Genomic DNA, 26851 nt, shown 5'->3' on the forward strand with positions numbered 1-26851 from the left:
TCAAAGTCTTCCAACTTTATACAACACTATTCCAATATACTCATTTTCTTGCCATGTTATTACATCTGCAAAAGCCGTTACAAATAAAGGTATCGACTCTTTTCCTCTAAAATAAGTCTCTTCTACTAATTCTTTATAATCATCTGGATTTATCACTCTTAAATACCCATTCAAAAAACTTCCCAATCCATAATTTTTCCAAATTTCTATAATCTCATCTGGCACTTGCCCTTTATATTTTTCAATAATTTCTGTTGGCATATCTTTTTCTTTTTTAAAATCATTTAATATTTCTTCACCTTTTATCATGACTACTCTCCTATTCTATTAATTTTATCCTCTATACTTATCCATCAATGATTTATTTTTTATATAATTTTCCTTTATTTTTTCAGTATTTCCTTTATCAAAAAAATCTTTTATAACTTCACAAACAAATTCTTTATCTTCCGTAAACATACTTAAAGGAACTTTATGCAGATTATTATCTATTAAATCTGGATAATTTGGATAATATGTCAATGCTGTCGGTGTATTTGGATTTATATAATAATAATATTCATAATCTTCTTCCTCATCTTCATCACTAACTTCCAGTAAAAATTTCCCATCTAACATTGATATACTCAAACTTTTAGATATATACGGGATCTGTTTTTCTATCTCAACTAAATCTAATCTTAATCCTAACGCCTGTTTTTTATTTTCTAATGACTTTTATATTTAGATTCTAAAATAGCTTCAGCTTCTTCAAAAGTTGTTTTTTTGTTATTTACAAATTTTATATAATAATTATTTTCTTCAAACATTTTATTGCTCACTTCGTTGTTTTCTTATAAATTCTATCTATTTTCGCTTCAGGGATTAATCCTTTTTTTCCAAACTTTACATAATTATAAGGGAATTTATTTTTACATTTCCAGTCGAATATTTCTTCTATTTCTGGTTCTATTAACAATTTCATTTCATTTATTTTTTCATTCATATCCGTTTCTTCGGTATAATAATCCCATATGTGAAAAGTACTCAATCCTTCTTTTTTATTAAATGTTATAAAAACAACAACATCACTTTCACCATTTAGTTTTCCTCTATCTAAAATCGAAAAAATTTGTATTTCTTCAACTTCATTTTTTTCTATCATTTCTTTTATTCTTTTATCTGTTGATGTATCTAAATATTTTAATGAATTATCTTGATTTAACCAACCATCATCTGTTCTTAATTTTACATAATTATTTTCAAATGAATGAAAATCTAAATACCATTTCATCTGTTCATACCATTTTAACTCCTTTTCTTTGTTACCTATATATTTACCTTTTATATATGCCACCCTTATTTCCACCATATACAAATCTTCCTCTTCCATAGAAATACTAGTTGTTCCTTTTCCATCCAATTTTTCTAGTACTTCAAAATACGGGGTAAAATCAAAATCTGTCTTGTGCATTGTCAAAACATATTCACAATATCTATCTATCGCTTCAGCTGGGTTGCTAAGTATCTTCATATTTTCTATATCGCCATTTTGTATTGCATATACAATTCCATCTTTTAAATGTGTCTTCACAAATAGCGTTGTTTCAATTTCATTTTCATTTCCTTCATATCTTGTATCCAGAAAACTCATAAAATCCGTACATGTTCCGCCCAATGATTTCAAATCAAATTTCGGCATAAATTGTTCCATCCATTTATACCATCTCTTCTGTTTCCCTTTAGGAATTTTGTACGAATCCATATATCCATCAAAACTATCCCAGCTGTTACAAGGTAATACAGATCCGATTCCGCTAGTTCCAAATCCACTAAATCTATAAAAATAAGCCATCTTTATTTTTTCTGGAAGAAAATGATACCTATTTATTTCCTTAGATATAGTTTTATTTTCCTCTTTATCACATAAGTTATTTCCATAAAATTCTCTTTCAATCTCAATTATCGTATCATTGCATTCTAATCCTAAGAAAGTATTTCCCAATTCTCCTTTTTCTGTATACTCTAATTTAGTATCTAAATCTACTCCACCAAAAAGTTTAGAGTTTTCCTTTAAAATTTTTCCAGTTCTAGGCTGATATTTGTATACATATTTCAATAACCAATCTTTTCCCCCTTCTTTAAAAGGTGTCAGTATGTCGTATGAATTTTCATTCTTATAAATATCCTCTTTTAATATTTGTAATAAATTTTCAGATATATCCTCGTATTTTCGCCAAAAAATATATTCAGAATATTCTTCCATTAATTTATAAAATTTTTCCTTAGTTATTAACTCCATCATATTTTTTCTCCAAACTAAAAAATATCCTTAAAATTTTATTTTATCCCATCCAAAAACTCCTTCTTCCTATCCACATTCACCTTAAATTCTCCACTATAAAACGACGTTTTAGTAACTGAACCAATCTTATTAATCCCTCTCATTTCAATACACATATGCCGTGCCTCAACCACAACAGCAACTCCCAATGGATTTAATATTTCTATCAATTTTTTTGCAACATTTACAGTAATTTCTTCCTGGACACTCAGTTTTCGTGAAACAAATTCCACAAGTCTTGGTATCTTGCTAAGTCCAATAACTTTATTTTCTCTTGGAATATATGCAACGTGAACTTTTCCAAAAAAAGGCAACATATGATGCTCACACATTGAAAAAAATGGTATATCCTTTATAAGTATCATTTCCTGTGAATTATCTAAATCAACTTCAAATAATTTATAATTATCAAAATCATTTATACTTTTTGTACTCAAAATTTCTTCATACATTTTCGCAACTCTTTTTGGTGTTTCAATAAGACCTTCTCTATTAATATCTTCACCAATATTTATCAATATTTTTCGCACTGCATTTTCTATATTTTCTAATCTGGTTTTTTTGTCTATGTCTAAATTTTTATTTTCTGTCATTATCTTATAATTTTCCTTTTCTTTTTATATTTTTATTTTGTTGTTAATTTTTTTAAATTTAAAAATATTTAAAATTTACTTACGTCCGATAATGTAGTTGTTAAATTAATAATTCGATAAATTTCCTTTTTAACCCTTCTTAACTACAACACACAAACATAAAATAATGAATTAGTGAATTAAAATAAATCAAAATAAATCAAAATTACAATTTTTCTATTTTCTGATTTCCAACTGCCACTAATTCCTCTATTCTTTCAATAATTTTTTCTTTTTCAAAATATTCCCCATCGTAAATTTCAATTAATGGAACCAATACAAACAACCGATTCAACATTTCTTTATGCGGAATTATCAAGTCTGTTTCGTTTATTTTTTTATCTGAAAAAATTAAAATATCAATATCAATTGTTCTAGGTCCCCATCTGATTTCTCTTTTTCTATCTAATTCGTTTTCTATTTTGTTAATAATTTTTAAAATTTCTCTTGCTGAAAAATCAGTTTCAATTTTAATTACTGCATTCAAAAATAAATCCTGTTCCACATATCCAACTGGACTTGTTTCATATAATCCAGATTTTTTCAATATTTTAATTCCTTCAGTTTTCCCAACTAATTCAATAGCACTTTCTATATATTCCTGTCTATTTCCAATATTACTTCCCAAACTCAAATAAACCTTATTTTTCATTTATTCACTCCTAAATTCTAAATTTAATCCTTTATCTGAATCTCAACGCTGTCAAAAATTCCGTTAATCGGAACAGCCAATTTTCGTATATTTACTTGAACGCTTTCAATTTTATCATTCAATTTTTTTATTTCCTCTATAATTTCCAAAGCAAGTGTTTCCAGCAAATCCACATTGCTTGCCTTCACAATTTCTTTAATTTTTCTATAACAATCGCCGTAACTTAATGTACTGGTAATATCATCATCTTTAATAATTTTTTTTGAAAGCGAAATAATCAAATCAATCTCAATATTCTGTCCAATTTTCTTTTCTTCCTGATAAACACCAATATATGAATGAAATTTCATATTGTTAATTTTAATTTTATACACGTGAACTTTCTCCTAAATTATTTTTTTAGTTTTATATGATTACGTATTATTTTAACATATAAAGTCTTAAAAATACAGGTCTTATTTTGAAATCATTGGTTTTCATAATTTTTTATAAAAAAATCTCTAAATAATAAATATTACCTAGAGATTTAAATTTCTTTAGCTTTTATTTCTGTTAATTATATAGAAAATAATGACCGCAACTATTGTTCCGTAAAAGCCTCCTAAAAAGTAAATGCACCCTCCCAATAAAATTAAAAACAAGGCTATCTTAAATAATTTCATAAATAATATAAATAAAATTATGCAAATCATTATTAACATAAAATTTTCTAACATAACAATCAACCTCAATCTTTACTTTTTTTCACTTTTTTTCCCGTTTATTTTTTCGAAAATAATTGATTTTGTAACCATGTAAAGTAAAACTGCTATTAATACAGGCAATACAATTGATGATAATAAAATTATTCCAATAATAACAGGTGTATTTTCCACTAAATCTCTTGAAATAGTATTTATTTCTTTTGAAAAATTGTCAATTTTAGCTTTTGCACTATCAATTTGCCCAGGAATGTTGAAAATGCTTTTAGACTGGTCTAAAACGAGCATTTCATCTTTTACTTTATTAAGCCTGTTTAAATCCTGATTGAGTTCTACAATTGCAGGTTCCTTGTATTCTTTTTCAAAATAGCTTGAAATTGTGGAATTTACAAATATTGCACTTGGAAGAACTATGTAAATGTAAAGCAATGTAAAAAAAGAATATTTAGAAATCTTTTTTAAAATTTCTGTAATTTTATTTTTATAAATTGTGTATGGAAATATTGTAATTAGTGAAATAAAAGTCAAAATTGTAGCCAGCTTTACTTTAAAAATTTCATAATAAATTGTTTCTAATTTCAATATTACTACACTTGCAAGCGAAACTTTCCACAAAATATTTATCATATCGTAAATTGGCTGAATAATATCTCCAATTTCAATTTCCATTCCTACAATCATACTGACATTTACCGTACTTCCCTCAATAATATCAGTTGTTCCTTTTAAAAGGGACAATGTTAAAAACATCTTTTTAGATTCTTCGTACGTTTTTTCCAAATAAGGCATTGTTAAGTTCTTGAAAAAATTAAAAATCGTATGTTCAAAAATTTTGTCCATTATTCCAAAAATACATAACACCAAACCAATTGAAATTAATATTTTTATTATTAAATTTTTCCTATCTGGATCCCAATTTGAAAAGCTATTTTTATTATTTCTATTTTTTTCTAACATTTCAATATTTTCATTTGTCTTCAAAACTTCATTTTTTTCTGCCAATTAACTTCACCTCTCTTTTTTATTTAATCCCATTCCAAAATTTTTCTTATAACATAAGATGCCAATACAAGCCCTGCTGTTCCTGGCACAAAAGCATTACTTCCAGGAGTAGTCTTTCTTGGAATTTCATTGTTTTCCCTAAATTCAGTTGGGGCTTCTTCTTTAAACAACTCTGATTTATTCGGCTTGACAGGCTGTTCTTTTGAATATACAACAGGAATATCAAAAATATTTTTCTTTTTCAAAATACTTCTAATTGTTCTAGCCATTGGACAGACAGATGTATTTTTTATTTTTGAAATTTCCACCATTTCAGGATGCATCTTGTTTCCAAATCCCATTGAAGAAATAATGTTTATTTTATTTTTTACGCAATATTCAATCAAATTAATTTTGCTCCCAATAACATCAATTGCATCTACAACAAAATCATACCTATTATTCTCAAAAATTTCATCAAAATCTTCATAAACCAATTTTTTTATCAACTCCACCTCACAATCTGGATTAATATCAAAAACTCTATCTTTCATAACATCTGTCTTAGATTTTCCAATTGTACTTCTCAAAGAATGTAATTGTCTATTAATATTAGATTCTGAAATCTCATCAAAATCGACCATTGTAATATGTCCCACTCCAGAACGTGCCAAAGCCTCAACCGTATACGAACCAACTCCTCCAACTCCAAAAACTATTACTTTAGAATTACGTAATTTTTCAATTCCTTCTTCTCCAACCAGCATCGAAAATCTTGCAAATGTCTGATTCATTTTTTCAATATCTCCCTTCTGAAATTTCGACCATATTATATCATAAAATAGGAAAATGTAAATAGCTTAAATACAATAAAAAAAGATAAATTTACTTTCCTTATAAATAAAAAACTACCTAATAATTTTTATTAGATAGTAAGTACAATACAATAATATATAACTGAATTGCTAATTAATAATTTTTTATTTCACTCAACAATTTTCTTAATGTTTCAGAATTTGCTTTTGGATTATTAATTGCTCTTTTCCAAAATTTACTGCCACGAACATTATGAAATAGTCCGTGAGTATGCATTAAGAACAAATGTGGACGAATATTCTGTCTTTCCATATTTTCCACATAATAAATCATTTTTTCGATAATTTCTTCACGTGTAATATTTATATCTTTTCCATAATATTTACCAAATTCAGTTAAAATCATAGGATTATCATAAATTTCCCTTCCCATCATTACAGAATCCGTATATTTCAAATGTTCATCAATCTCATCAACACTTTTTATTTCCCCATTAATTTCTATATGTAAATCTGGATTTTCCTTTTTTACACGATAAACCTCATCATATCTCAATGGCGGAATACTACGGTTTTGTTTTGGATCAAGTCCTGCTAGTACAGCTATCCTTGCATGAATTATATATTTATTTACACCTGTTTTCTTAGTTATATTAATAAAATTCATCATATCTTCATACTTGTCCAGCAACGTTCTTTCAAAATAGTCAGGCAATATATTTTTTCCATCAATTCCAATTCGATGCTTTATCGAAATAGGTTTATTGGTCGCATCTTTCATAGCTTTTATAATGTCTGCCACCACTTCTGGAAATGCCATAAGATAAGCTCCCATCATATTACCTGACACTCTGTCAGAAGGACATCCAATATTAAGATTAATCTCATCATAATCATATTTTTCAGCAATTTTTACCGCTTCGTATGCTTCCTTCGGATTAGTAGCCGCAATCTGTAAGACAATGGGATTTTCTATTTTATCAAAACCTAATAGATAATTTAAATCTTTTGTATTAATAATAGCCTGTGCTGTTATCATTTCAGTATATAAAAGAACATCTTTATTTATCATTCTCACAAAATTTCTAAAATTTCTGTCTGTTCTATCTACCATTGGAGCTATGCTTATCTTATTTTTCACAAACAACATTTCCTTTCTTTTTCCTACTTACATTTTTTCAATTGCAAAAGTATAAATTATCTAGCACTATAATATTTCATTGCTTCAGGTAAAAATTTTTTCATTGCTTCGATTCTATTTTTTCCAGATGGATGTGTAGATAAAATTTCTACTCTTTTATTTGATGAAAGAAGTGATTCCATTCTTTCTTCGGCTCTTATTGCTTCAGCTGGATCATATCCTGCCATTGCCATAAAAATCATTCCATATTTGTCTGCTTCATATTCTTGAGTTCTATTAAACTTCAAAAGAGTAATTGAAAGTCCACCAGAAACAAGAGAAGATACAGCATTTCCTCCTGTTACCACATCTGTTACTGTCGCAGCAATTCCTGCTAAAGCTCTACCACTTGAACTTTCAGCATGATGTCCACCAATAACGTGTCCAATTTCATGTCCCATTACAAATGCAATTCCAGCATCATTACCTAAAACTGGCATAATTCCAGTATAAAAAGCGATTTTACCACCTGGCATAGCAAAAGCATTTATTTGATCACTTCTTATTAAATTAAATTCCCAGTTTAAATTAGATAATTTTTTCGACATTCCGTTTGAAGTTAAATATTGTTCTACAGCCGATTTTACTCTTCCACCAATTCTTCTTAATCGTTCCCCGTCTGGTGTATTATTTGCCAATAAATTTTTAGCTCTTGCGTCTGATATAAGTTTAGCATATGCAGAAGAAGAACTGGAAATAACGCTTTCATCACTTATAAGTTTTAATTGCTTTCTCCCAGTAAGTGGCGCAACTGTACAGCTAGAAATCATTGTTAATGCTGTAATTAGAAATAAAATTTTTGAAAATTTTTTCATATATTATTTTCCTTTCTTGATATATCTTAAATTTTTTTTTATAAACATCATATATATTTTACAATCTTTTTTTATAATTTTCAAGTTATAAAGCAATATTTTATCATATTTTTATTATTTTTCCTAATACGACACTTAATTTATAAATGATTTCCTTATTTTATAGATTAGATTATACAATTAATTGATTTTTGAATTTACTAAGTTATGTTTATTTATTGGTTTTTATTGATTTAAAAATTTTATTGTTTATTAGCTTTTATTTTTATTCTATTTATTTTATATTTTATTTAACTTTACTCTTTTTTTCTTTCTTTTATATTTATTTAATTATTTTATTTAATTTTTAATTATATATATTATATATAAATATAATATGTTATGTCCGATAATAAATAGTAAATGTTATAAACAAAAAATTTATTTATAAAAATGAAAAAACGTTGATATAGTAAATAATAATATTGAAAAATAAGCTAATTTATAATATAATGTCTTTAAAAAAGAAGAAAGGAAGGTATTTTTATTTATGTTCATAAATACTATGAAAACAGGTTTTTTGATGTTTGTATTAATTGTTCTTTTTGTAATCGTTGGTCAAGTAATAGGAGGTTCTAAAGGAGCTTTGCTTGGTCTTTTAATTGCAGGCGGAATGAGTTTTTACAGTTACTGGTTTAGTGATAAAATAGTTATTAAAGCCTATCATGGACGTGAAGTCAATTTATATAATAATCCTGAGCTTTACAAACTAGTACAACGTCTGGCAAACAATGCCCAATTACCAATGCCAAAAATTTACATAATCCCTGAACGTCAGCCAAATGCCTTTGCAACTGGGAGAAATCCTGAAAATGCAGCTGTTGCCTGTACCGCCGGATTACTTGAATTAATGGATAATAATGAATTAGCTGGGGTTTTAGCTCACGAACTAGGACACATAAAACATCGGGATATCCTGATAAGTACCATTGCTGCCACTTTTGCTGGAGCTATCTCATATATTATAACTCTTTTACCGTATTTTCAGAATAATAATCGCTCAAGAAGAAACAACAATCTTGCTGGAACAGTGCTAATTTCTCTTTTAGCTCCAATCGCAGCCTCTATTATTCAAATGTCTATTTCAAGAAAAAGGGAATACATGGCTGATAGAGCTGGTGCTGAATTCTCAGGTAATCCTTTATACTTAAGAAATGCTTTAAAGAAATTGGAATATTATAGCCACAATCTTTCAATGAGTAAAGAAAATCCTGCAACAGCACATATGTTTATCATAAATCCTCTTTCAAGCCTTGACAAACTTAAAAATTTATTCAGTACCCACCCTTCAACTGAAGATAGAATAAGAGAACTGGAAAAAATGGCAAGAGAAAAGCATTTATTGTAATATTCATATTTAAAATTCTTTTTTCTTTTCTTGAGAATTTATTTAAAATATGATAAGATGTAAACGGTAAAAAATAAAATATAACAAAATATGGAGAAGAGTCAAATATGATTAATGCATTTACTTTTTTAACATTATTATTACTTTTTGTAAGAATATACTCTATGGTATCGCTTTTGTTTCTAAATGATAAAAGGGTTCAATTTGCTGAAAGAATAACTATACTTATACTGTTATTTGAAGTTTTAACTATATTTTTGTACAGCTTTTTTACTTCATTCAGATATTTGTTACCCCCAGCATTGATATTGCTAAAAACCCCTAAATACTTAATTTTTAAAAATTTTTCACTAGTACTCTTAATATATTCTTTCTTAAATCTAATATTAAGTTTTACTTTTAACAGTCAGGATATTTTTAAATTTATAAATAGATTCCTAGTTGGCATAATTTTATTAACAAATATTATTTACGGATTTTTATTAATATTATAAAAATAAAAGAAAGTGTACTAAAATATTTAATTATCAGTAGTACACTTTTTTATTATAAAATCTTATTAAAATAGAAACTTATTTTACTACCCTTCTTGTTTTTCAAGAATCATATTCACTTCATCAATTATTATATCAGGATTTAATCCGTGAACAGCAATTCCTTCACCTAAAGTTTCAGCACTTGAAATAATACATCCCACACATCCAAGCCCATATCTCATAAGTACTTGAGCAATAATCGGATATTTTTCCACCGCTTCCATTATATTCATATCTTTAGTTATTTTTTCTGCCATAATTTTCCTCCATTAATTATTGTTTTACAATGTAAGTATATCAGATTAAAGTATACTAGTCAACTTTAAATATCAAATATTTTCTAACTCAAAATTAAATAAATATATTTTTAACGTAAATAGAAAAATTATAAACAATTTTCATACAAAATTTAGTTCTTTATATCTTTTAGTTATTTTATACTAAGCCCCATTTAAATAACGAATTTATTACAAACTTTTCTAGCAAAGGATAAAAACCTAATATTTTCAAATAATTAAAATATAATTTTTACTTTTTAAACAGAGTCTAGTATAAACTAATTCGTCGGAGCATTTTTCTGTGCTGGCAAAACTGTTTGAGCATAGCGAGTTTTTTGTCAGTGCAGAAAAATGTCGTAGACTAGCCATAGGTTGTAGGATTTGCGGCAATGAGCAATCCTACAAAAACAAAAAAGAAAAAACATAGTAATTAGTTGAATGATTATGAAATAGCTATCAAATAACCCTTATAAAAATTTATTCCTATTTTCAAAAGGAGGTTAGTATTAGTTATTTCACAAAAAAAACATAATCTTCAAACTATTTTAATTATACAGTTTTTAGACTATGTTTTAAATATTTTAATTTTCGAATAACTCTAATTAGATTATCAAGAAAATTTATATTCTAGTATGAAATATTTTGTAGTTTTTTATAAATCACACTTTGAATATCTTTATTTTGATAATTTTTTTGTAAATATTTTATAATTTCTGTTGTTGGACTATTTGGATATTTTTTTATAAATCTGTTAAATTCTATGTTATTTTCATTTAATATTTTTCCGTTGTCTGACATTGTAGGAGTATTGTCTAATCCAAGAATATAAGCATTTCTGTACTCTAATAACTCTTTATTAATTAAGTTTTTTAATTTTTTATCTAAATTTGGATATTTTTTCATAAAATTTTCCCAAATTATAATTCTATCTCCTAATTCACCAACAGGGATTATTACACCACCGTCGCTCGCAAATGGTTCTTCGCTTTCCTTAACAATTATTTTCAAATATTCTTTATAGTCATCGCTTAAATAATCTTTAAATATATCATAATAAAAATTTGAATATGTTCTGACAGCAAATGTTCCTTCTCCTGCATGATAAAGTTTCAATCCATATTTATTTAAAAAGTTCTCATTAATTTGCTTCATTTCATTTTCACTAAATGATTTTTCTCGAACACTTTTATCCAGCATAGTGTCGCCATTCTCATATAAATATTCAGAAGTATTTTTATAGTATGTATTAAAAATTTCAATTGCTTGTTCCTTACTTGAATTTTTTAGTTTTTCCGTAATATTTTTCTTATCTTTTTCAAATTTATTCAGCTTCTCCATATCAAATAATTTTGTTACTTTATTCTCATTTTGTAAAGTTTTTTTAGAAGTATTATTTCCAGCATATATTCCTTGCAAAAAAATTAATCCCATAATTCCAATAATAATTAAAAATTTTTTCATAAAAAATCACTCCTTGTATTTTTTTAAATTTCAAATTTTTATAAAAAAAGTGAATATTTTAATTAAAAATAACCGATTATTCATTACTTGCATAGAGCGTGTCTGAAAATTTTAAAAATGAGGTATTTTTAATAAATTTTTCCAAAATCAAAAATTATAAACACTGATTTTATCGTGATTTGTATAATTTATACAATAAAAAAAATATTAAAAATAACATAGATTTTGGGATTTCAGACATAGCCTAATTCTAATTTATTTTCAATAATATTATAACAAAAAATATTATTTTATACAACTAAAATCATGAAGAATTGAAAGTTTGTCCTATAAAAATAAAAAAGATTGAACTAGAAACAAAATTAAATAATTATTAATTTTATCCAATTCAATCTATAGCAATATTTTATATTTCTTAATTATTTGATTTTTTTAATTTTAACTTATTTTGTTATTTACTATTTCGCATCTGCATATTTTTTAGCTACTGCATCCCAGTTTATAACATTGAAAAATGCTGAAATATAATCTGGTCTTCTATTTTGATAATTTAGATAATATGCATGTTCCCAAACATCTATTCCTAAAATCGGAGTTCCTTCTGAACATCCACAAGTTGTTGCTCCTGGAATTAATGGGTTATCTTGATTTGCAGTTGAAGTTACTTTTAATTTTCCATTTTTATTTACAACAAGCCAAGCCCATCCAGAACCAAATCTTGTTGCTGCGGCTTTTGAAAATTCTTCTTTAAATGTTTCAAAACTTCCAAATGCTTCATTAATTTTTTCTGCTAGTTCGCCTGTAGGTTCTCCACCAGCGTTAGGCCCCATTATTTCAAAATATAAATTATGATTATAGAAACCTCCTCCATTATTTCTAACAGCTCCACGTATACTTTCTGGTAATATTTCTAAATTTTCCAAAATTTCCTCAATCGGTTTTTCTAAAAATTCTGGTGCATTATTTTTTAACGTATCATTCAAGTTATTAGTGTAAGTTGCATGGTGTTTCCCATAATGGATTTCCATTGTTTTTGTGTCAATATTTGGTTCTAAAGCGTCAAATTTATAAGATAATTCTATTTGTTTAAACATTTTTATCACTCCTAATCTATTGTTATGATACATTTTAGCATATTATTTTTATAAAATCAATAAAAATTTATATTTTTTATGAATTTGTTATTATTACAATTGTGAATAATTACTCTTTTATAATATATCCAACACTTCTTACAGTTTTTATAATTTTTTGATCAAATCCTTTATCTATTTTTGATCTCAAGAAATTAACATATACATCTACAATATTACTTTCTGAAACAAAATCTATATCCCAGATTTTTTCTGAAATCATAGTTCTTGTAAGAACTCTATTTTTATTTCTTAAGAAATATTCAAGCAGTAAAAATTCCTTGTTTGTTAATTCTATTTCTTTTCCATCACGTTTAACTTCTCTATTCGCAGGATTTAATGTCAAATCATAAGCTGTCAAAATTCCCATTTCATCTTCAGTCAACCGCTTGTTCAAAATTCTAACTATAGCTCTGAATTTAGCTGAAAGTTCTTCCAGTCTAAAATCATTATAAACATAATCGTCTATCCCTTTTAATAAGGCTTCCGTTTTAGCATATCTATCATCTTGCTCAATTGCCATCAAAATATAGCTTTGCTTCTTGTATCTCAATATTCTTTCTATTGCCAATGGAAAATCTTCTATAGAACTAATATCTAAAAAAGAAATATCAAGTGATTCTGTTTTTAGTGCATCTAATAACTGTTCTTCATTTTCTGCCAATATAACATTGAAACTTAATTCTTTTAATAATTGACCTACAACCATTCTTGTTTTTTCATTTTTATTGAATACTAATACTTTCATTTTTCTATTGTATAATAACATTGTCTAATAACTATGTTACTATGCTTCTCCTTTCTTTCTTATTTACCTTTCCAATTCTAATTTTTCGATTATTCTAGCAATCACATCATTCATTTTTCTCGATGCTACGGAATCATTTGAAATAAATGGTAATCCGTTATCACTAGACTCTACTATATTTTCATCTAATGGTATTGAACCTAGAAAGTCTGTTTTTGTTTCCATGGACATTTTTTCTGCACCATTTTTTTTAAAAATATTTATTTCCTTTTGACAATCAGGGCAAATAAAACCACTCATATTTTCGATTATTCCAAGCACATTTAAGTTAATTAATTTAGCAAAATTTATTGCTCTTGTAGAATCCAGTAAAGAAACCTTTTGCGGAGTTGTAACAATTACCGCTTTTGAATCTGTTCCGATATTCTGTGCAATGCCTAATGTTTCATCGCCTGTTCCCGGTGGAAGATCAACTATGAGAAAATCAATTTCGCCCCATTTAATTCCTTCCAGCATTTCCATTATTGCTGTAATTTTTTGTGGTCCTTTCCATACTACTGGTGAATTATCTGGAACAAAAAAGCTAAGAGATGATATATGTAAATTTTCTGTTATTTCTAATGGTTCAGAAATCTTTGAAAGCTTCACTCCTTCTTTTCCAAACATAATTGGAACATTAGGTCCATGTAAATCAGCATCAAGAACACCAACTTTATATCCTCGTAATGATAATCCATAGGCTAAATTAATAGCCGTCGTTGTCTTCCCGACTCCACCTTTACCGCTCATTACCACAATTTTATGCTTAATTTGGGACATATTGGAATCAATTCTCTTTTTTCGTTCTATCAAAGCTGTATTAGTTTGCATTCATTCCTCCTTACTCTAAAAATATTTTAATTTTATTTAATTTCCCTATTTTAATTAAAACATAAACTTAGAAAAAATACAAGCTATTTTTTAAAATTTTTTCAAAAAAAATTAATATTTTTGTTATTATAAATAAATTATATCTTTATATAAAAATAAAACTGGACTAATTTCAATCTTTTTTATATAATATACTAAAACTGTCTTGAAAAAAATCCAAAAAAGTTTAAGATTTTAAAATTATAGTTCAGTTTTTTTATTATTAATCAATTATAAGAAAGGAATAAATTATGAACATTCACTTAAAGTTAAACATTAGAAGAATATTATTATTTTTTATGCTAACTTTTGCACTCGTATGTAAAACGAATAAAGACAAATATTTCTGGTACTCACCAAGAGAAGTTATTTCCAACGTAGATAAACTGCAGCCTGGTGATATCCTTATTTTATCAAAGAAACCAACTTTACGTTCAATGTGGGGGCATGCAGCCGTCCTAAACGAACATAAAAAAGTGGTTGAATTTCCGTCTTATTCTGCTGGATATAGCGAAAGCCCTCTTTATGTCTGGCAAACTCTAAACCGAAAAATCGCAATTTTTAGACTAAAAGGAATTGATGATAAATTTAAAGCCGCACTATTTAAAGAAATTGACGAAACTACTACTAAACCTTATGGAATAACTTTTCATAAAAATTTTGATAAAAGATTATATTGTTCACAATTTATATATATTGTATTCAAAAAAGCTGGAGAAAAGATAGGACGTGAAGTAAATCTTGATTCTAACGGAGGTGGATGGGTTATGCCTTTTGATATTATGGATTCTCCATTATTAGAAAATATTTCACTTTACAGCACTGAATCTCCAAAATCAGCAAATTAATTGGCAAAATCGAATAAATTAAGAAATTATAGTTTAAATTAACATTTATAAAGAAAAATATAAAGAAAAAACTGTTAAATAGAATTTATTTTCTTTAATCAATAAATAATATTATTGTTTAGATAAAAAATTTTCTATAAAACAGTTTTTTTTGTTATTTTAAAAATTTTAAATTTATTTTTATTAAATATGAAAATTAGAAATTTCTTCCAGTTCTGTCAAATCATATGGTGTTCCTTGGTAAACATGATGATTTACCCAGTTTGAAAATAATAGATTTGCATGAGCTCTCCATACAAAAAGCGGCTCTTTGCTTGTATCATCATCTGGATAGTAATTAAATGGGACTTTTATATTTTTTCCTAATTTTAAATCTCTTTCGTATTCTTTGGCAAGCGTCATTCTGTCATATTCCAAATGTCCCATAATAAATATGTTACGTTTATCTCTGGTTCTTACAATGCTCACTCCCGCCTTTTGAGAATTTGCTATAATTTCCAATTCAGGCACTTTTTCAATATCTTGGGCATGTACTTCAGTATGTCGTGACTGCGGCATATTAAACACTTCGTCAAATCCACGTAACAGCATTGTATGATAAATATCAATTTTTAAAGGATAAATTCCAAAAAGTTTTTCCTTCAAAGGATATTTCTGTATTCCATAGTGATAATAAAGTGCTGCTTGTGCTCCCCAGCAAATACACATTGTTGAATAAACATGAGTTTTACTCCATTCCATTATTTTGGAAAGTTCTTTCCAGTAAATGACTTCTTCAAAAGGAAGGTTTTCTACCGGTGCTCCAGTTATAATAAGACCATCAAAATATTCATTTTTTATATCTTCAAAAGTTTTATAAAAATTAGACATATGTTCCTTTGAAATATTTTTTGATACATACGATGTCATTTTTAAAAAAGTTACTTCCATTTGAAGTGGAGTATTACTAAGTAATCTTAACAATTGGGTTTCCGTTTCAATTTTTGTAGGCATTAGATTTATTATTATAAATTTTAAAGGACGAATATCTTGCGACAATGCCCTATTTTCATCCATTACAAAGATGTTCTCCTTTGCTAAAATATCTACAGCCGGTAAGTTATTTGGTATTTTTATAGGCACTGCATATTCTCCTTTCTGTTATTTTATCTAAAAATTGAGTTATAAAATGCTTATTAATGCATAGAAATATGCATAGGAATTATAATCAGAAGTAATAATACCAAATTCATCATTACCATTACTAATGTAAAAATATTTCTCTTAGATTGTCTTTTATTATCATCTGTTTCATTATTGTTTATTTTAACTAATATGAAATATGAACAAACCATTAATCCTGCTTTTAAATAAGTGTATATTGTTATGAAAACTGAAAAAAATAATGCAGTAATAAGGAAATAGTTTAAGAAATAAGGATTGATTATACTTCTAACAATAACATATAATAGAGTCATAAATTCTGGTAAGAATGAAAATACTAACCATCTAATTGTCTCCGATTGGTTTAAGCTTTTTTTCTTCATTAATTAAAGTCTCCCTTCATAAAATTAATTAACTTTCCCTAAGTGCCAATGGCATTGTGAAATACAGTGATTTATCATTATCTTCATCTCTTACAATTACTGAACTCTTGTTATTTAACAATTCTAGAACTGTAACTTTCCCTTCAATTGTAGAAATGTAGTCAAGCAAAAATTTGACATTTAATGAAATTTTTAAATCCTCACCCTCCTGAATTGTTACAATTTCCTCTTTTATCTGTGCATTTTCACTTGTTCCAGTAAGCAACAGCTTGTTATTGGCAAAATTGAATATTCCACCATTTTTAGATTCCTTATTTTCTCTTACAAATATAGAAGTTCTTTTTAATACTGATAAAAAGTCCTTTGTATTTAATAATATTTTTTTATTATGCTGAGAATTATTTAAAATTGACTTGTAATCTGGAAATTGCAGATCAATTGTACGAGTCAAAATTTCCACATTTGAAAATTGGAAAAATACTTTTGAACCATCTGATTTTAAAGTTATATTTTCTTCATCTATCAGTTTCATAATTTTGACTAATCCATCAATTGTTTTTAACGGAACACTTAAACTAAGGTTTTCTTTCCCTTTTTGACTTTCTTCCAAATCCTCTTCAATGTAGGTTAATCTATATGTATCTGATGAAATAAGTTTTAACTTATCCTCTTCAATTTCGACTCTGATACAGTTTACAGCAAGATTTTCTGGATTTGTGGAAGCCGAAATTTTTACGTTTTCAATATTATTTAATAATTTTTGTTTAGAAAAAATATACTCAACTCCAGTATTTAATGGTGATTGAGTAGGAAAATTTTCAGCATTATATAATGAAAATTCGGTATTTGTTGAACTTGATTGAATTATCAATTTTCCATTTTCTTCAATTAAAGTAATTTTTTCATCAGAAATTTGCTTCAAAAATTCTTCAATTAATTTGTGTTTTATAACTATTTTCCCATCTTCTTCCACCTGTGCCTCTATTTCTGTATTTATGGTCAATTCCAAGTCAGTTCCTCTTAAAATTGCCTTTTCATCCTTTGTTTCAATATAAATTCCAGAAAGAACTTCTCTTATTTTATTTTCACTTACTGCATTTTCTACTATAGTTATAGCTTTTAATAATGATTTTCTGTTTACAATTATGTGTAACATATTTCACCTCTCCTTTTTATAGTATATCCTTGTACTCTTCCAAATGTTCCTTTAATTTTGTGATAGCTTTTTTCTCAATCTGTCTGACTCTTTCACGTGTAATCCCCATCTGCTCACCGATTTCCTTTAATGTGTGAATCTTATTATCATATAATCCGTAACGATATTCAAGAATCTTTCTTTCACGCTCATTTAGAATCCTTTCCAGTAATTCTCTCATTTCTAGCAATTGATCTTCTTTTATAATTTTATCCTCTACGTCATCATTTTTTCCAATAACGTCTTCCAGATAAATATTATCTCCTATCGTTTCATTTAATGACATTATATCCTGAAATTCCCCCAAAAGCAAAATAATTTTACTTTCCTTCAAATCAACCTTTTTTGCAATGTATTCTGTTGATGGAGCTTCACCGTGAATAGCAGTATAATCCTTTATAGCTTTGTTTACTTTTGATAACTGTTCATATTTGTAAGACGGTATACGTATATCGCGTCCTATATTAATAATAGCTTTTTTTATTGCCTGCTTTATCCACCATACTGCGTATGTACTAAACCTATGCCCTTTTTCATAATCAAACTTATTTATAGCTTTTATCAAGCCAATATTACCCTCACTAATTAAGTCAATTAAAGGAAGCCCATTTCCAAGAGATTTTTTTGCTGTGCTTATCACTAATCTTAAATTTGACAAAATTAGTAACTGCCTTGCCTGTTCATCATTGTCTTCCCTAATTCGTCTTAACAGCTCATACTCCTCTTCCTTTGAGAGCAAATCAAATTTTTGAATATCACTTAGATATAACGACATTAAGTTTAAGTTGTTATCTTCCATTACCTCACTCCAATTTTATTTTTTAATATATTAATTTAGAAATTCTGATTTTAAATCCCTGCTCATAAATGTAGATTCCAGTTCCGAAACTGGTTTTCCTTCATAAATTACTTCGTAAAGTGCTGTAAAAATAGGTGCTTTTAAATTATTTTCCTTAATAATTTTATAAAGTGCCTTTATTGTTTCTGCACCTTCTGAAACCATGTTCATATGTGAAATTATATCTTCTATTTTTTCACCTTGCCCCAGCTTTTCTCCAACATATCTATTTCTACTATGCTTACTTGTACAAGTTACAATAATATCTCCAAGCCCTGATAATCCCATAAATGTTTTAGGATTAGCATTGTAATATTTTGCAATTTCAAACATTTCATTGATTCCACGAGTTATAAGAGCTGCCTTTGTATTATCTCCATAACCCATTCCATCAGCAATTCCTGCTGCGATTGCAAGACAGTTTTTTAATGCTCCCGCAAGTTCGGCTCCCATTAAATCTGTTCCTGTATATACTCTAAAATACAGATTACTGAATGTTGTCTGTACAGTTTTTGCAGCTTCTTCATTTTCAGATACGGATAATATGGCTGACGGTAATTTTTGCGCTACTTCTTCAGCGTGTGTAGGCCCTGCTAGTAAAACATAGCTGTATTCCTTATGTTCAAGCTCTTCAGCCACCATTTCAGAAATTCTTTTTTTTGAAGCAATTTCCAGCCCTTTTGCAACATTTACCAGTATTATATTATAATTTAAGAATTTTTTCAATCTTTTTAAAATTGTTCTTAAAAATTGAGTTGGAGTTGCTAATAATAGAATATCTATTTTACCATATTTTTCAGGATTTTCAAGTACTTCTCCATAATCATCTACAACATTTAAATTGTCAGGCAGTTTTATATTTGTCAAAAATTGTGGATTTTCCTTTGTATTACGGATAACTTCCCTAACTTTTTCATTATGTTCCCATAAATACACATTGTGCCCATTTTCTAGCAATAATTTTGAAAGACAGGTTCCCCAGCTTCCACCACCAATAACCAGTACATTTTTATTCTTCATCATTATCTCCCTTCCTTTCTTTTATAAATTTAATTACTGTCTCAGAATTTTAAATATTATATATAATAATTTTTTATTTTTTATTTTTTAAAGTAAATTTTGATTCAGTTCCATTTTTTAATCTTTCAATATTGCTTCTATGCTTTACTGTAATCAAAATTGCTATTAAAATGCCCAAAATGGTATATATTCCCTGATGATACAGAAAATATATAAAAATTGGAAGTGATATTGCCGCAAAGATTGAAGAAAGTGAAACATATCGTAAAATTCCAAAAATTACAAAAAATACAATTGCAGCAAATAATATTGCTTTCGGTACAAGTACAAGAAATACTCCAAGTGTCGTTGCAACAGCTTTTCCACCTTTAAAATTTATAAAAATAGAAAATACGTGTCCTAAAATTGCACAAATTCCTACTAATACATAATCTAAATGTGAAATTTTTGTGAGTTCTTCAAAAAAATTTACTTTCAGCAAAATTGCCACTAATGTTGGAACTAATCCTTTTGAAACATCTAATACTAATGTTAAAATACCTAATTTTGCCCCCAGAACACGAGCCGCATTTGTAGAACCTGTATTTCTGCTTCCATGTTCACGTATATCTATTCCTTTAAACACTTTTCCTATCCAAAGTGCATTTGGTACGCTCCCTAAAATATAGGAAATTACCATTAATAAAATTGTAACCATCTTTATTCCTCTTTATTTAATATTTTCATTTTTTTTATCTTTTTTATTCTCAATCATTTCTTTATATTCCAATATATTATTTTCACTTTGAATCATTTTGTCAAAAAATTTTTTCTCTTTATACAAAAATCCTAAAAGTATTACAAAAAACAGTAAATCAGTAAACGGCTGTGCATACCACACACCATCAAGCTTCCATATATTTGAAAAAATTATAACGATTAACAGGAATATGACCACTTGCCTTAATAAATTCAATGTAACTGAATATTTTGAACGTCCAGTTGCCTGAAAATAATTTGGCACAGTTATTCCAAAAGATGAAATGATTACCAGTGAAAAATAGATTCTAATTGCTTTTACCCCTTCTCTTAAGCCTTCAGGTGTACTTTTTTCATTGAAAAATAAGATTAGCTCTTTTGGAATGAGCATTACTATTACCCAAAAGACAAAAGACAGCATAACTCCAGCATTTATAGCTGTCATTAAGGATTTTTTCACTCTTCTGAAATTTTTTGCTCCATAATTAAATCCAATTATTGGCTGTACAGCTTGTGAAACTGAATAGACGCTCATTGTCATAATTGGCAGATATGAATTTATTATTGTCATAACAGCTACACCATAAGTTCCTCCATAAGTATCTACAATTTTATTTGTTACAAGTCCCACAGCGGAACTTGCAGCTTGTAATAAAAATGGCGACATTCCTATTGAAAAAATATCCTTTACTATTTTAGGTTCCAGTTTTAATTTAGAAAATCTTATAGTAATTACACTTTCCTTTTCCAGCTTAAATCCAAACATATCAATTCTAAATGGAGATTTACCTGCAATCAAGAACCATAAAACAAACACCGCCGACAATACATTTCCGATTAAAGTTGCATAGGCAGTCCCTTCAATTCCAGTATGCATAATCATTACTGCCACATAATCCAAAACAATGTTTACAACTGCACCAATTAACATTGAAAACATTGCAACTCGTGGCGCTCCTGCGGCATTTAGCACATTTGTCAATCCGAATGAATAAAACAAGGGCAATATTGCCAATAGAATTATTTGCAAATACGCTCTTGCATATGGCAATGTTTCATTGTTTGCACCTGAATATCGAAGAACTGTGTCAATATTTAACATTAGAAGAACATACAATGCTATTCCTAAAATTGCAAATAAAGTTACTGCATTTCCCAATATTTTTTTTGCATCACCTTTTTTCCCCTGCCCAAGCCTAATTGAAATGATGGTTCCAGCTCCAACTCCAATAAACATTGAAAAGGCAATAATTAACATAACAATATAAAACGCTATTCCAGCACCAGCGAGCGCTTTTTCGCTAATCTTTCCTACAAAAAACCTGTCTACAATATTATACAGTACAACAGCTGCCGAACCTATAAGTGTCGGTATGAAATACTTTATAAATAATCCTATTATAGAACCATTTAGCAGTTCCTCACGTTTCTTTTCCATATTTTTTCCTTTTTTAATAAATTAATCTATTTAGATTATTTATCCTTTAATAAATAATTAGCAATTTTTTCTAAAACCCCAGAATTACCCAATTTTTTTCTTTCATTTTTTAATTCCAAAACAATTTTTTCCTTATTTTTTTCCATAATTTCAATTTCTTCAAGTAATTTTTCCACTGAAAAATCTTCCTGCAGAAGTTCCTTAAAAATTTCTTTATTCGCATTTAAATTAGTAAGAGTTATATATTTTATCTTTACTATGTTTCGTGCTATAAAGGCATTAATTCTGGATGTTTTGTAAACTACAATTACTGGAAGTCCCATTAGGGAAATTTCAAATGTAACTGTTCCAGAAGTTGCGATTGCAAATTTACAGTCTTTTCGAATTTTTTTTATTTCATCGAAAGTTATTTCCAGATTAGGAATTTTAGAAATATTAATTTTATGTTCCTTTTCAAAACTTTCTATATATTTTAAATGTTCTTTGCTTGCCAGTTTCATCAAAAATTTCTCATTTTTAACTTTTTCATTTTTAATTAATTCTATAATTACTGGCAAAAATTTTTCCATTTCCTGTCGTCTGCTTCCTGGAAGCAGTAATATTTTTTCTCCAAGTTTATCCGAAAATTCATATTTATCAACAAACGGATTTCCAAAATATTCTACTTTTAATCCTTTTGACTCATCTTTTTTTAATCCATTATCATAATATTCTTTTTCAAATGGAAAAATCACGATAACATCATCAAATTTTTTCAATTTTTCAATCCGCTTTTTTCCCCAAGCCCAGACTTTAGGCGGGATATAATAAATCATTTTTAAATCTTGCAATTTCTTTTCCTGAATTTTTTTCTTCAATAATTTAAAAAATTTTAGATTAAAACCTCCAAAATCAACAAAAATGACAGTTTCTATCCCATTTTTTCTAATAAATTCTAAATATTCCCCAGCCTTTTTTGTGAAATATCGATATTTTTTCAATGCTTCCACAAATCCCATAATATCATTATTTTTTATATGATTTATTGCCTTTACTCCTGCCTTTATGGACTTGTCTCCCACCACACCAAAAAATTCTGTATTTTTGTTCTTTTTTCTCATTTCTTCAACTATATATGATGCATGCAGGTCGCCTGACATTTCCCCACAGGAAATAAAGATTTTTTTAGTTTTCATTTTTGATAAACCTTTATTATTTTTCATATTTTACCTTTTATTATTCCTAGTAAACTAAAATTTTATTCCTTTTATAAAAATTTTATTTTTATTTGCAAATTTTATAACTTCCTCTTTATCAATAAATAGCATTTTATCGGCTTCTATAACGATTCCACGTCCATTAATCTCTGCTATTTTTTTTATTGTTTCAAGTCCAATTGTCGGCATATCTATCCGATAATCCTGATTACGCCTTGCCATTTTTACCACAATACAGTTTTTCCCTGCAAGCTCTCCACCACGTAAAATTGCCTTGTCTGTTCCTTCCACACCTTCCAGCGCGATAACCGATTCATCTTTTACAACAACAGTCTGTCCTGCGTCAATATCCGTTAGCATTCTTGCAGCTTCGATTCCAATTTTGATTGTTTTTTCTTCATCCTTGCTTGGCGAAACTTTTGTATAAATTTCATTTCCTGCGATATATTCGTCCATCAGATAATTTTGCGGTAAAACTTGGATATTTTCTGATTCGATAAAATCAATTATCGCCTTTAAGATATTTTTGTCTTTTTTATTTTTTGTGGAAAGTAATATTTTGGTTGCTGTCAAATCAAATTTTAAATTGGAAAAAATAAGATTCTTTTCAACTTTTCCAAGCATTACTAAATGAGACACTCCACTTTTCTTAAAATATGAAATTATTTTCCCAACTTGGGCTACACTGTATTTTACAGAATTTTTATGATTTTTTACACTTTCTTCCACACTATCAAATAAATAAACTGAAAATATCTCAACTCCTTGTAAAAGGCATTGATTTAGAAATAATTCAGGAAGTTTTCCATTTCCGGCAATTAAACCCACTTTTTCTATTTTCATTATTTTCCTCTTAAAATATCTATATAAAAAATTAACTCAAAATAAAATATAGATTATTTTGAGAAATTTTTACTTTGTTATGTTTCTTGTGTTACTTTCTTCAAATATTCAAATAATTTTTCTTATCTGTATTTTTTTATCTTGTAATACCTCTTTTACTTTTTCGTATAAAATTTACAAGATTTTGTGCTTCTTCATATTGTCCATAATCCCGTTCAACAGTCTGAAGCGCTTCTTCCAGTTTTAATTTTTTCTTGAATATGATTTTATACAGTTCTCTTAGCCGTTTTATCTGTTCCTGTGAGAATCCTCTTCGCTGAAGTCCTACAATATTGATGTAAACAGCTCTTGCCTTATTCCCTTCTGAAAGCATATATGGGACAACATCCTGATTTACAGCAGAACATCCACCAATCATAGAGTGTCTTCCAACCCTTGTAAACTGATGCACAGCAGTAAGCCCACCTACCACAGCATAATCTTCCACTTCCACGTGACCTGCAAAAGTCGCAGCATTGGCAAGTACACAGTTATCTCCAATTATACAGTCGTGGGCAATATGGACATATGCCATTACAAGCGTATTATTCCCAATTCTTGTTTCATATTTATCAGTAGTTCCACGATGAATTGTAACAAATTCACGAATTTTATTATTATTTCCAATAACAACTCTTGTTTTTTCCCCTGCAAATTTTAAATCCTGCGGATCTTTTCCAATTGACGCAAAAGAAAAAATATAGTTATTTTCTCCAATAATCGTTTCTCCTTCAATTACAACGTGCGATTCTACAACAGTTCCATTTCCAATTGTCACTTCTGAACCTATAATTGAGTAAGGTCCTATTTTCACATTCTCTCCAAGTTTAGCATTTGGGTCAACAATTGCCGTTGGATGTATATCTAAAGCCATAAACATCATACCTCTTATCGTTTTTATCTTTTATTTTGTAACTTAATTTTAAAGCAGTTTGAGTGTATTAACTAATTATTATAAATCCTGTACTGAAAATTTCAAATCAGCTTCACTTACAACTGTACCGTCCACTATACATTTCCCACGGGCAACGATTACATTGCTTTTAACTTTTATTTTTTCTACTTCCAATCTCAATTGATCACCTGGAACTACGGCTCTTCTAAATTTACATTTGTCAATTGACATAAATAAAGGTATTTTTCCTGGTTCTAACATTAATAGCCCTACAGCTTGCGCCAATGCTTCTATTTGTAAAACTCCTGGCATTACTGGTTTTCCTGGAAAATGTCCTTGAAAAAATTCCTCGTTCATTGTAATATTTTTTATTGCAACCAAAGAATCAGTCCCATTTTTTTCAATAACTTTGTCCACTAATAAAAATGGATATCTGTGTGGCAATATTTTCATAATATCTTCTATGTTCATAACTGTTTCCATATTTTCTGTTTCCTCCTGAATTAATATTTTTTATTTAATTATAGTATAGCCAATTTTTCAAAAATTAAATTTAAATATATATATATATATATATTTAATAATAATTGTTAACTTTACTAATTTAATTTTAAAACTAACTAGCTATATTTTACAAACTTTTAATTGGTAACTACATTATATTTGATTTTCTTATAAATTACAAGTATTTTTCACCTTTTTTAAAAATATTTTTTTGCAATCATTTCTGTTAATCTTGAATTTACATAATGCCCTGCTTTTATTGCGATAATATGAGCTTGTAACGGTCTTCCCAGAACATACAAATCTCCCACTATATCCAAGATTTTATGCCGCACAAATTCATCAGGATATCTTAGACCCTCAGGATTCAAAGGTCCATTTGCTCCAACTACAACAGCATTTTCCAAACTTCCTCCCAGAGCAAGATTATTTTTTTTCAAAAACTCAATTTCATAATCAAAAGCAAATGTTCTGCATCTTGCAATATTTTCCATGTAATTTTCCAGATTTACTTCAATTTCAAAATATTGTGACTTTAAGAAACTGTGGTTAAAATCAATCGTATAAGATATTTTAAAATTGTCGTAAGGCAATGCCATCACATATTTCCCAGCCTTCTCATCAGAAAATATGACAGGTTCTTTAATTACAACAGGCTCTATTTCACTTTCCAGCTCCACAATTTCAGCTTCTAATAATTTTTCAACAAATCCAGCTGAACTTCCGTCCAGAATAGGCAACTCATTTCCTGAAATTTCAACTAGAATATCAGTTATCCCAGTAACTGAAAGTGCCGATAGAAAATGCTCAATTGTATGAACTTTTACATCATCTTCATTCCTGATGTTAGTTCCTCTTTCCAAGTCAAACAAATTTCTGTAATCAACTTTCACAATGTTATTTTTACCAGCCACATCAACTCTTTTAAAAATAATCCCCTGCTCACCGCTCTCCTGACCATTTGATTTCAAAGCCAATTTTATCTCTTCACCTTTGTGAAGTCCAATTCCTGATATTTCTACCGTATTTTTAATAGTTTTTCTCTTCATATCAATTCTCCGTTTACTAAAAATATTCTTACTTTTTCTAAAAATATTATATCATAAAATCATATATTTTTCTTTTTATTATTTATTTAAAATCTATGAAAAATAATTATTTTGTTAAAAAAATATTTTAAGATTGTATATTTATTATGGTAATGATTATAAAAATCTGAA

The 26851-nt window shown here is 27.7% G+C and carries 28 protein-coding genes; 2 read left to right on the forward strand and 26 right to left on the reverse strand.

What is annotated here, in order from left to right; all coding sequences use genetic code 11:
* The 10 genes from LEBU_RS12260 to LEBU_RS06215 form a co-directional block, all read right to left on the reverse strand.
* A complete protein-coding gene (locus LEBU_RS12260; protein ID WP_238974468.1) occupies positions 1-309 on the reverse strand; it encodes a GAD-like domain-containing protein in 309 nt (102 codons plus the stop codon).
* Between the two features lie 24 nt (positions 310-333).
* Entirely contained in the window at positions 334-618 is a 285-nt protein-coding gene (locus tag LEBU_RS06175) for a hypothetical protein (protein WP_015769476.1), read from the reverse strand.
* Between the two features lie 199 nt (positions 619-817).
* Positions 818-2284 (reverse strand): hypothetical protein, encoded by a 1467-nt coding sequence (locus LEBU_RS06180; RefSeq protein WP_015769478.1) that lies wholly within the window; start codon positions 2282-2284, stop codon positions 818-820.
* 35 nt (positions 2285-2319) lie between these two features.
* The gene (folE, locus tag LEBU_RS06185) at positions 2320-2916 is read right to left on the reverse strand and encodes a GTP cyclohydrolase I FolE (RefSeq protein ID WP_015769479.1); all 597 of its coding nucleotides are present in this window, start codon (positions 2914-2916) and stop codon (positions 2320-2322) included.
* Between the two features lie 205 nt (positions 2917-3121).
* A complete protein-coding gene (gene folK, locus LEBU_RS06190) occupies positions 3122-3607 on the reverse strand; it encodes a 2-amino-4-hydroxy-6-hydroxymethyldihydropteridine diphosphokinase (RefSeq protein WP_015769480.1) in 486 nt (161 codons plus the stop codon).
* A gap of 23 nt (positions 3608-3630) precedes the next feature.
* Entirely contained in the window at positions 3631-3981 is a 351-nt protein-coding gene (folB, locus tag LEBU_RS06195; protein ID WP_015769481.1) for a dihydroneopterin aldolase, read from the reverse strand.
* 360 nt (positions 3982-4341) lie between these two features.
* Positions 4342-5310 carry a hypothetical protein gene (locus LEBU_RS06200; RefSeq protein ID WP_015769483.1) on the reverse strand — a complete coding sequence of 323 codons (969 nt, stop codon included), beginning with the start codon at positions 5308-5310 and terminating at the stop codon, positions 4342-4344.
* A 23-nt stretch (positions 5311-5333) separates the two neighbouring features.
* A complete protein-coding gene (locus LEBU_RS06205) occupies positions 5334-6092 on the reverse strand; it encodes a tRNA threonylcarbamoyladenosine dehydratase (protein WP_157859541.1) in 759 nt (252 codons plus the stop codon).
* Between the two features lie 166 nt (positions 6093-6258).
* On the reverse strand, positions 6259-7254 hold the full coding sequence (gene dusA, locus LEBU_RS06210) for a tRNA dihydrouridine(20/20a) synthase DusA (RefSeq protein WP_015769485.1): 996 nt from the start codon (positions 7252-7254) through the stop codon (positions 6259-6261).
* Positions 7255-7301: 47 nt separating this feature from the next.
* Positions 7302-8099: a M48 family metallopeptidase gene (locus LEBU_RS06215; RefSeq protein ID WP_015769486.1), complete on the reverse strand. Its 798-nt coding sequence runs from the start codon at positions 8097-8099 to the stop codon at positions 7302-7304.
* A 529-nt stretch (positions 8100-8628) separates the two neighbouring features.
* Here LEBU_RS06215 and htpX point away from each other — a divergent pair.
* A complete protein-coding gene (gene htpX / locus LEBU_RS06220; RefSeq protein WP_015769487.1) occupies positions 8629-9486 on the forward strand; it encodes a zinc metalloprotease HtpX in 858 nt (285 codons plus the stop codon).
* A gap of 580 nt (positions 9487-10066) precedes the next feature.
* Here the strand turns inward: htpX and LEBU_RS06225 are convergent.
* From LEBU_RS06225 to LEBU_RS06245, 5 genes are all read right to left on the reverse strand, one after another.
* On the reverse strand, positions 10067-10279 hold the full coding sequence (locus LEBU_RS06225) for a DUF1858 domain-containing protein (RefSeq protein ID WP_015769489.1): 213 nt from the start codon (positions 10277-10279) through the stop codon (positions 10067-10069).
* Between the two features lie 648 nt (positions 10280-10927).
* Positions 10928-11761, reverse strand: a complete 834-nt coding sequence (locus LEBU_RS06230; protein WP_015769490.1) for a hypothetical protein — start codon at positions 11759-11761, stop codon at positions 10928-10930.
* A 458-nt stretch (positions 11762-12219) separates the two neighbouring features.
* The gene (locus LEBU_RS06235) at positions 12220-12855 is read right to left on the reverse strand and encodes a superoxide dismutase (protein ID WP_015769491.1); all 636 of its coding nucleotides are present in this window, start codon (positions 12853-12855) and stop codon (positions 12220-12222) included.
* Between the two features lie 109 nt (positions 12856-12964).
* On the reverse strand, positions 12965-13642 hold the full coding sequence (locus tag LEBU_RS06240) for a response regulator transcription factor (protein WP_041760901.1): 678 nt from the start codon (positions 13640-13642) through the stop codon (positions 12965-12967).
* 63 nt (positions 13643-13705) lie between these two features.
* On the reverse strand, positions 13706-14512 hold the full coding sequence (locus tag LEBU_RS06245) for an Mrp/NBP35 family ATP-binding protein (protein ID WP_015769493.1): 807 nt from the start codon (positions 14510-14512) through the stop codon (positions 13706-13708).
* A gap of 290 nt (positions 14513-14802) precedes the next feature.
* Between LEBU_RS06245 and LEBU_RS06250 the strand changes: the two genes are divergently transcribed.
* Positions 14803-15399: a YiiX/YebB-like N1pC/P60 family cysteine hydrolase gene (locus LEBU_RS06250; RefSeq protein ID WP_015769494.1), complete on the forward strand. Its 597-nt coding sequence runs from the start codon at positions 14803-14805 to the stop codon at positions 15397-15399.
* A gap of 183 nt (positions 15400-15582) precedes the next feature.
* On the opposite strand, the gene metA is transcribed toward LEBU_RS06250, so the two are convergent.
* The 11 genes from metA to lpxC all read right to left on the reverse strand — a co-directional run bounded on the left by metA (position 15583) and on the right by lpxC (position 26680).
* Positions 15583-16521, reverse strand: coding sequence for a homoserine O-acetyltransferase MetA (gene metA / locus LEBU_RS06255; RefSeq protein ID WP_015769495.1), 939 nt, complete (start codon positions 16519-16521; stop codon positions 15583-15585).
* 432 nt (positions 16522-16953) lie between these two features.
* The gene (gene dnaN, locus LEBU_RS06265; RefSeq protein WP_015769497.1) at positions 16954-18081 is read right to left on the reverse strand and encodes a DNA polymerase III subunit beta; all 1128 of its coding nucleotides are present in this window, start codon (positions 18079-18081) and stop codon (positions 16954-16956) included.
* 16 nt (positions 18082-18097) lie between these two features.
* Positions 18098-18919 (reverse strand): sigma-70 family RNA polymerase sigma factor, encoded by an 822-nt coding sequence (locus LEBU_RS06270; RefSeq protein ID WP_015769498.1) that lies wholly within the window; start codon positions 18917-18919, stop codon positions 18098-18100.
* A 30-nt stretch (positions 18920-18949) separates the two neighbouring features.
* Positions 18950-19978, reverse strand: coding sequence for an NAD(P)H-dependent glycerol-3-phosphate dehydrogenase (locus LEBU_RS06275; protein WP_015769499.1), 1029 nt, complete (start codon positions 19976-19978; stop codon positions 18950-18952).
* 73 nt (positions 19979-20051) lie between these two features.
* Positions 20052-20675 carry a glycerol-3-phosphate 1-O-acyltransferase PlsY gene (plsY, locus tag LEBU_RS06280; RefSeq protein WP_015769500.1) on the reverse strand — a complete coding sequence of 208 codons (624 nt, stop codon included), beginning with the start codon at positions 20673-20675 and terminating at the stop codon, positions 20052-20054.
* 12 nt (positions 20676-20687) lie between these two features.
* Positions 20688-22154 (reverse strand): MATE family efflux transporter, encoded by a 1467-nt coding sequence (locus LEBU_RS06285; RefSeq protein ID WP_015769501.1) that lies wholly within the window; start codon positions 22152-22154, stop codon positions 20688-20690.
* Between the two features lie 35 nt (positions 22155-22189).
* Complete coding sequence (gene lpxB / locus LEBU_RS06290; protein ID WP_015769502.1) at positions 22190-23356, reverse strand: lipid-A-disaccharide synthase; 1167 nt, start codon at positions 23354-23356, stop codon at positions 22190-22192.
* Positions 23357-23383: 27 nt separating this feature from the next.
* Positions 23384-24193: an LpxI family protein gene (locus LEBU_RS06295; protein ID WP_015769503.1), complete on the reverse strand. Its 810-nt coding sequence runs from the start codon at positions 24191-24193 to the stop codon at positions 23384-23386.
* Between the two features lie 136 nt (positions 24194-24329).
* Positions 24330-25106 (reverse strand): acyl-ACP--UDP-N-acetylglucosamine O-acyltransferase, encoded by a 777-nt coding sequence (gene lpxA / locus LEBU_RS06300; RefSeq protein ID WP_015769504.1) that lies wholly within the window; start codon positions 25104-25106, stop codon positions 24330-24332.
* 78 nt (positions 25107-25184) lie between these two features.
* Positions 25185-25610, reverse strand: a complete 426-nt coding sequence (gene fabZ / locus LEBU_RS06305) for a 3-hydroxyacyl-ACP dehydratase FabZ (RefSeq protein WP_015769505.1) — start codon at positions 25608-25610, stop codon at positions 25185-25187.
* Between the two features lie 218 nt (positions 25611-25828).
* On the reverse strand, positions 25829-26680 hold the full coding sequence (lpxC, locus tag LEBU_RS06310; RefSeq protein WP_015769506.1) for a UDP-3-O-acyl-N-acetylglucosamine deacetylase: 852 nt from the start codon (positions 26678-26680) through the stop codon (positions 25829-25831).
* Positions 26681-26851 lie beyond the last annotated feature (171 nt).

This window comes from Leptotrichia buccalis C-1013-b, assembly GCF_000023905.1.
In the GTDB taxonomy this organism is placed as follows: domain Bacteria; phylum Fusobacteriota; class Fusobacteriia; order Fusobacteriales; family Leptotrichiaceae; genus Leptotrichia; species Leptotrichia buccalis.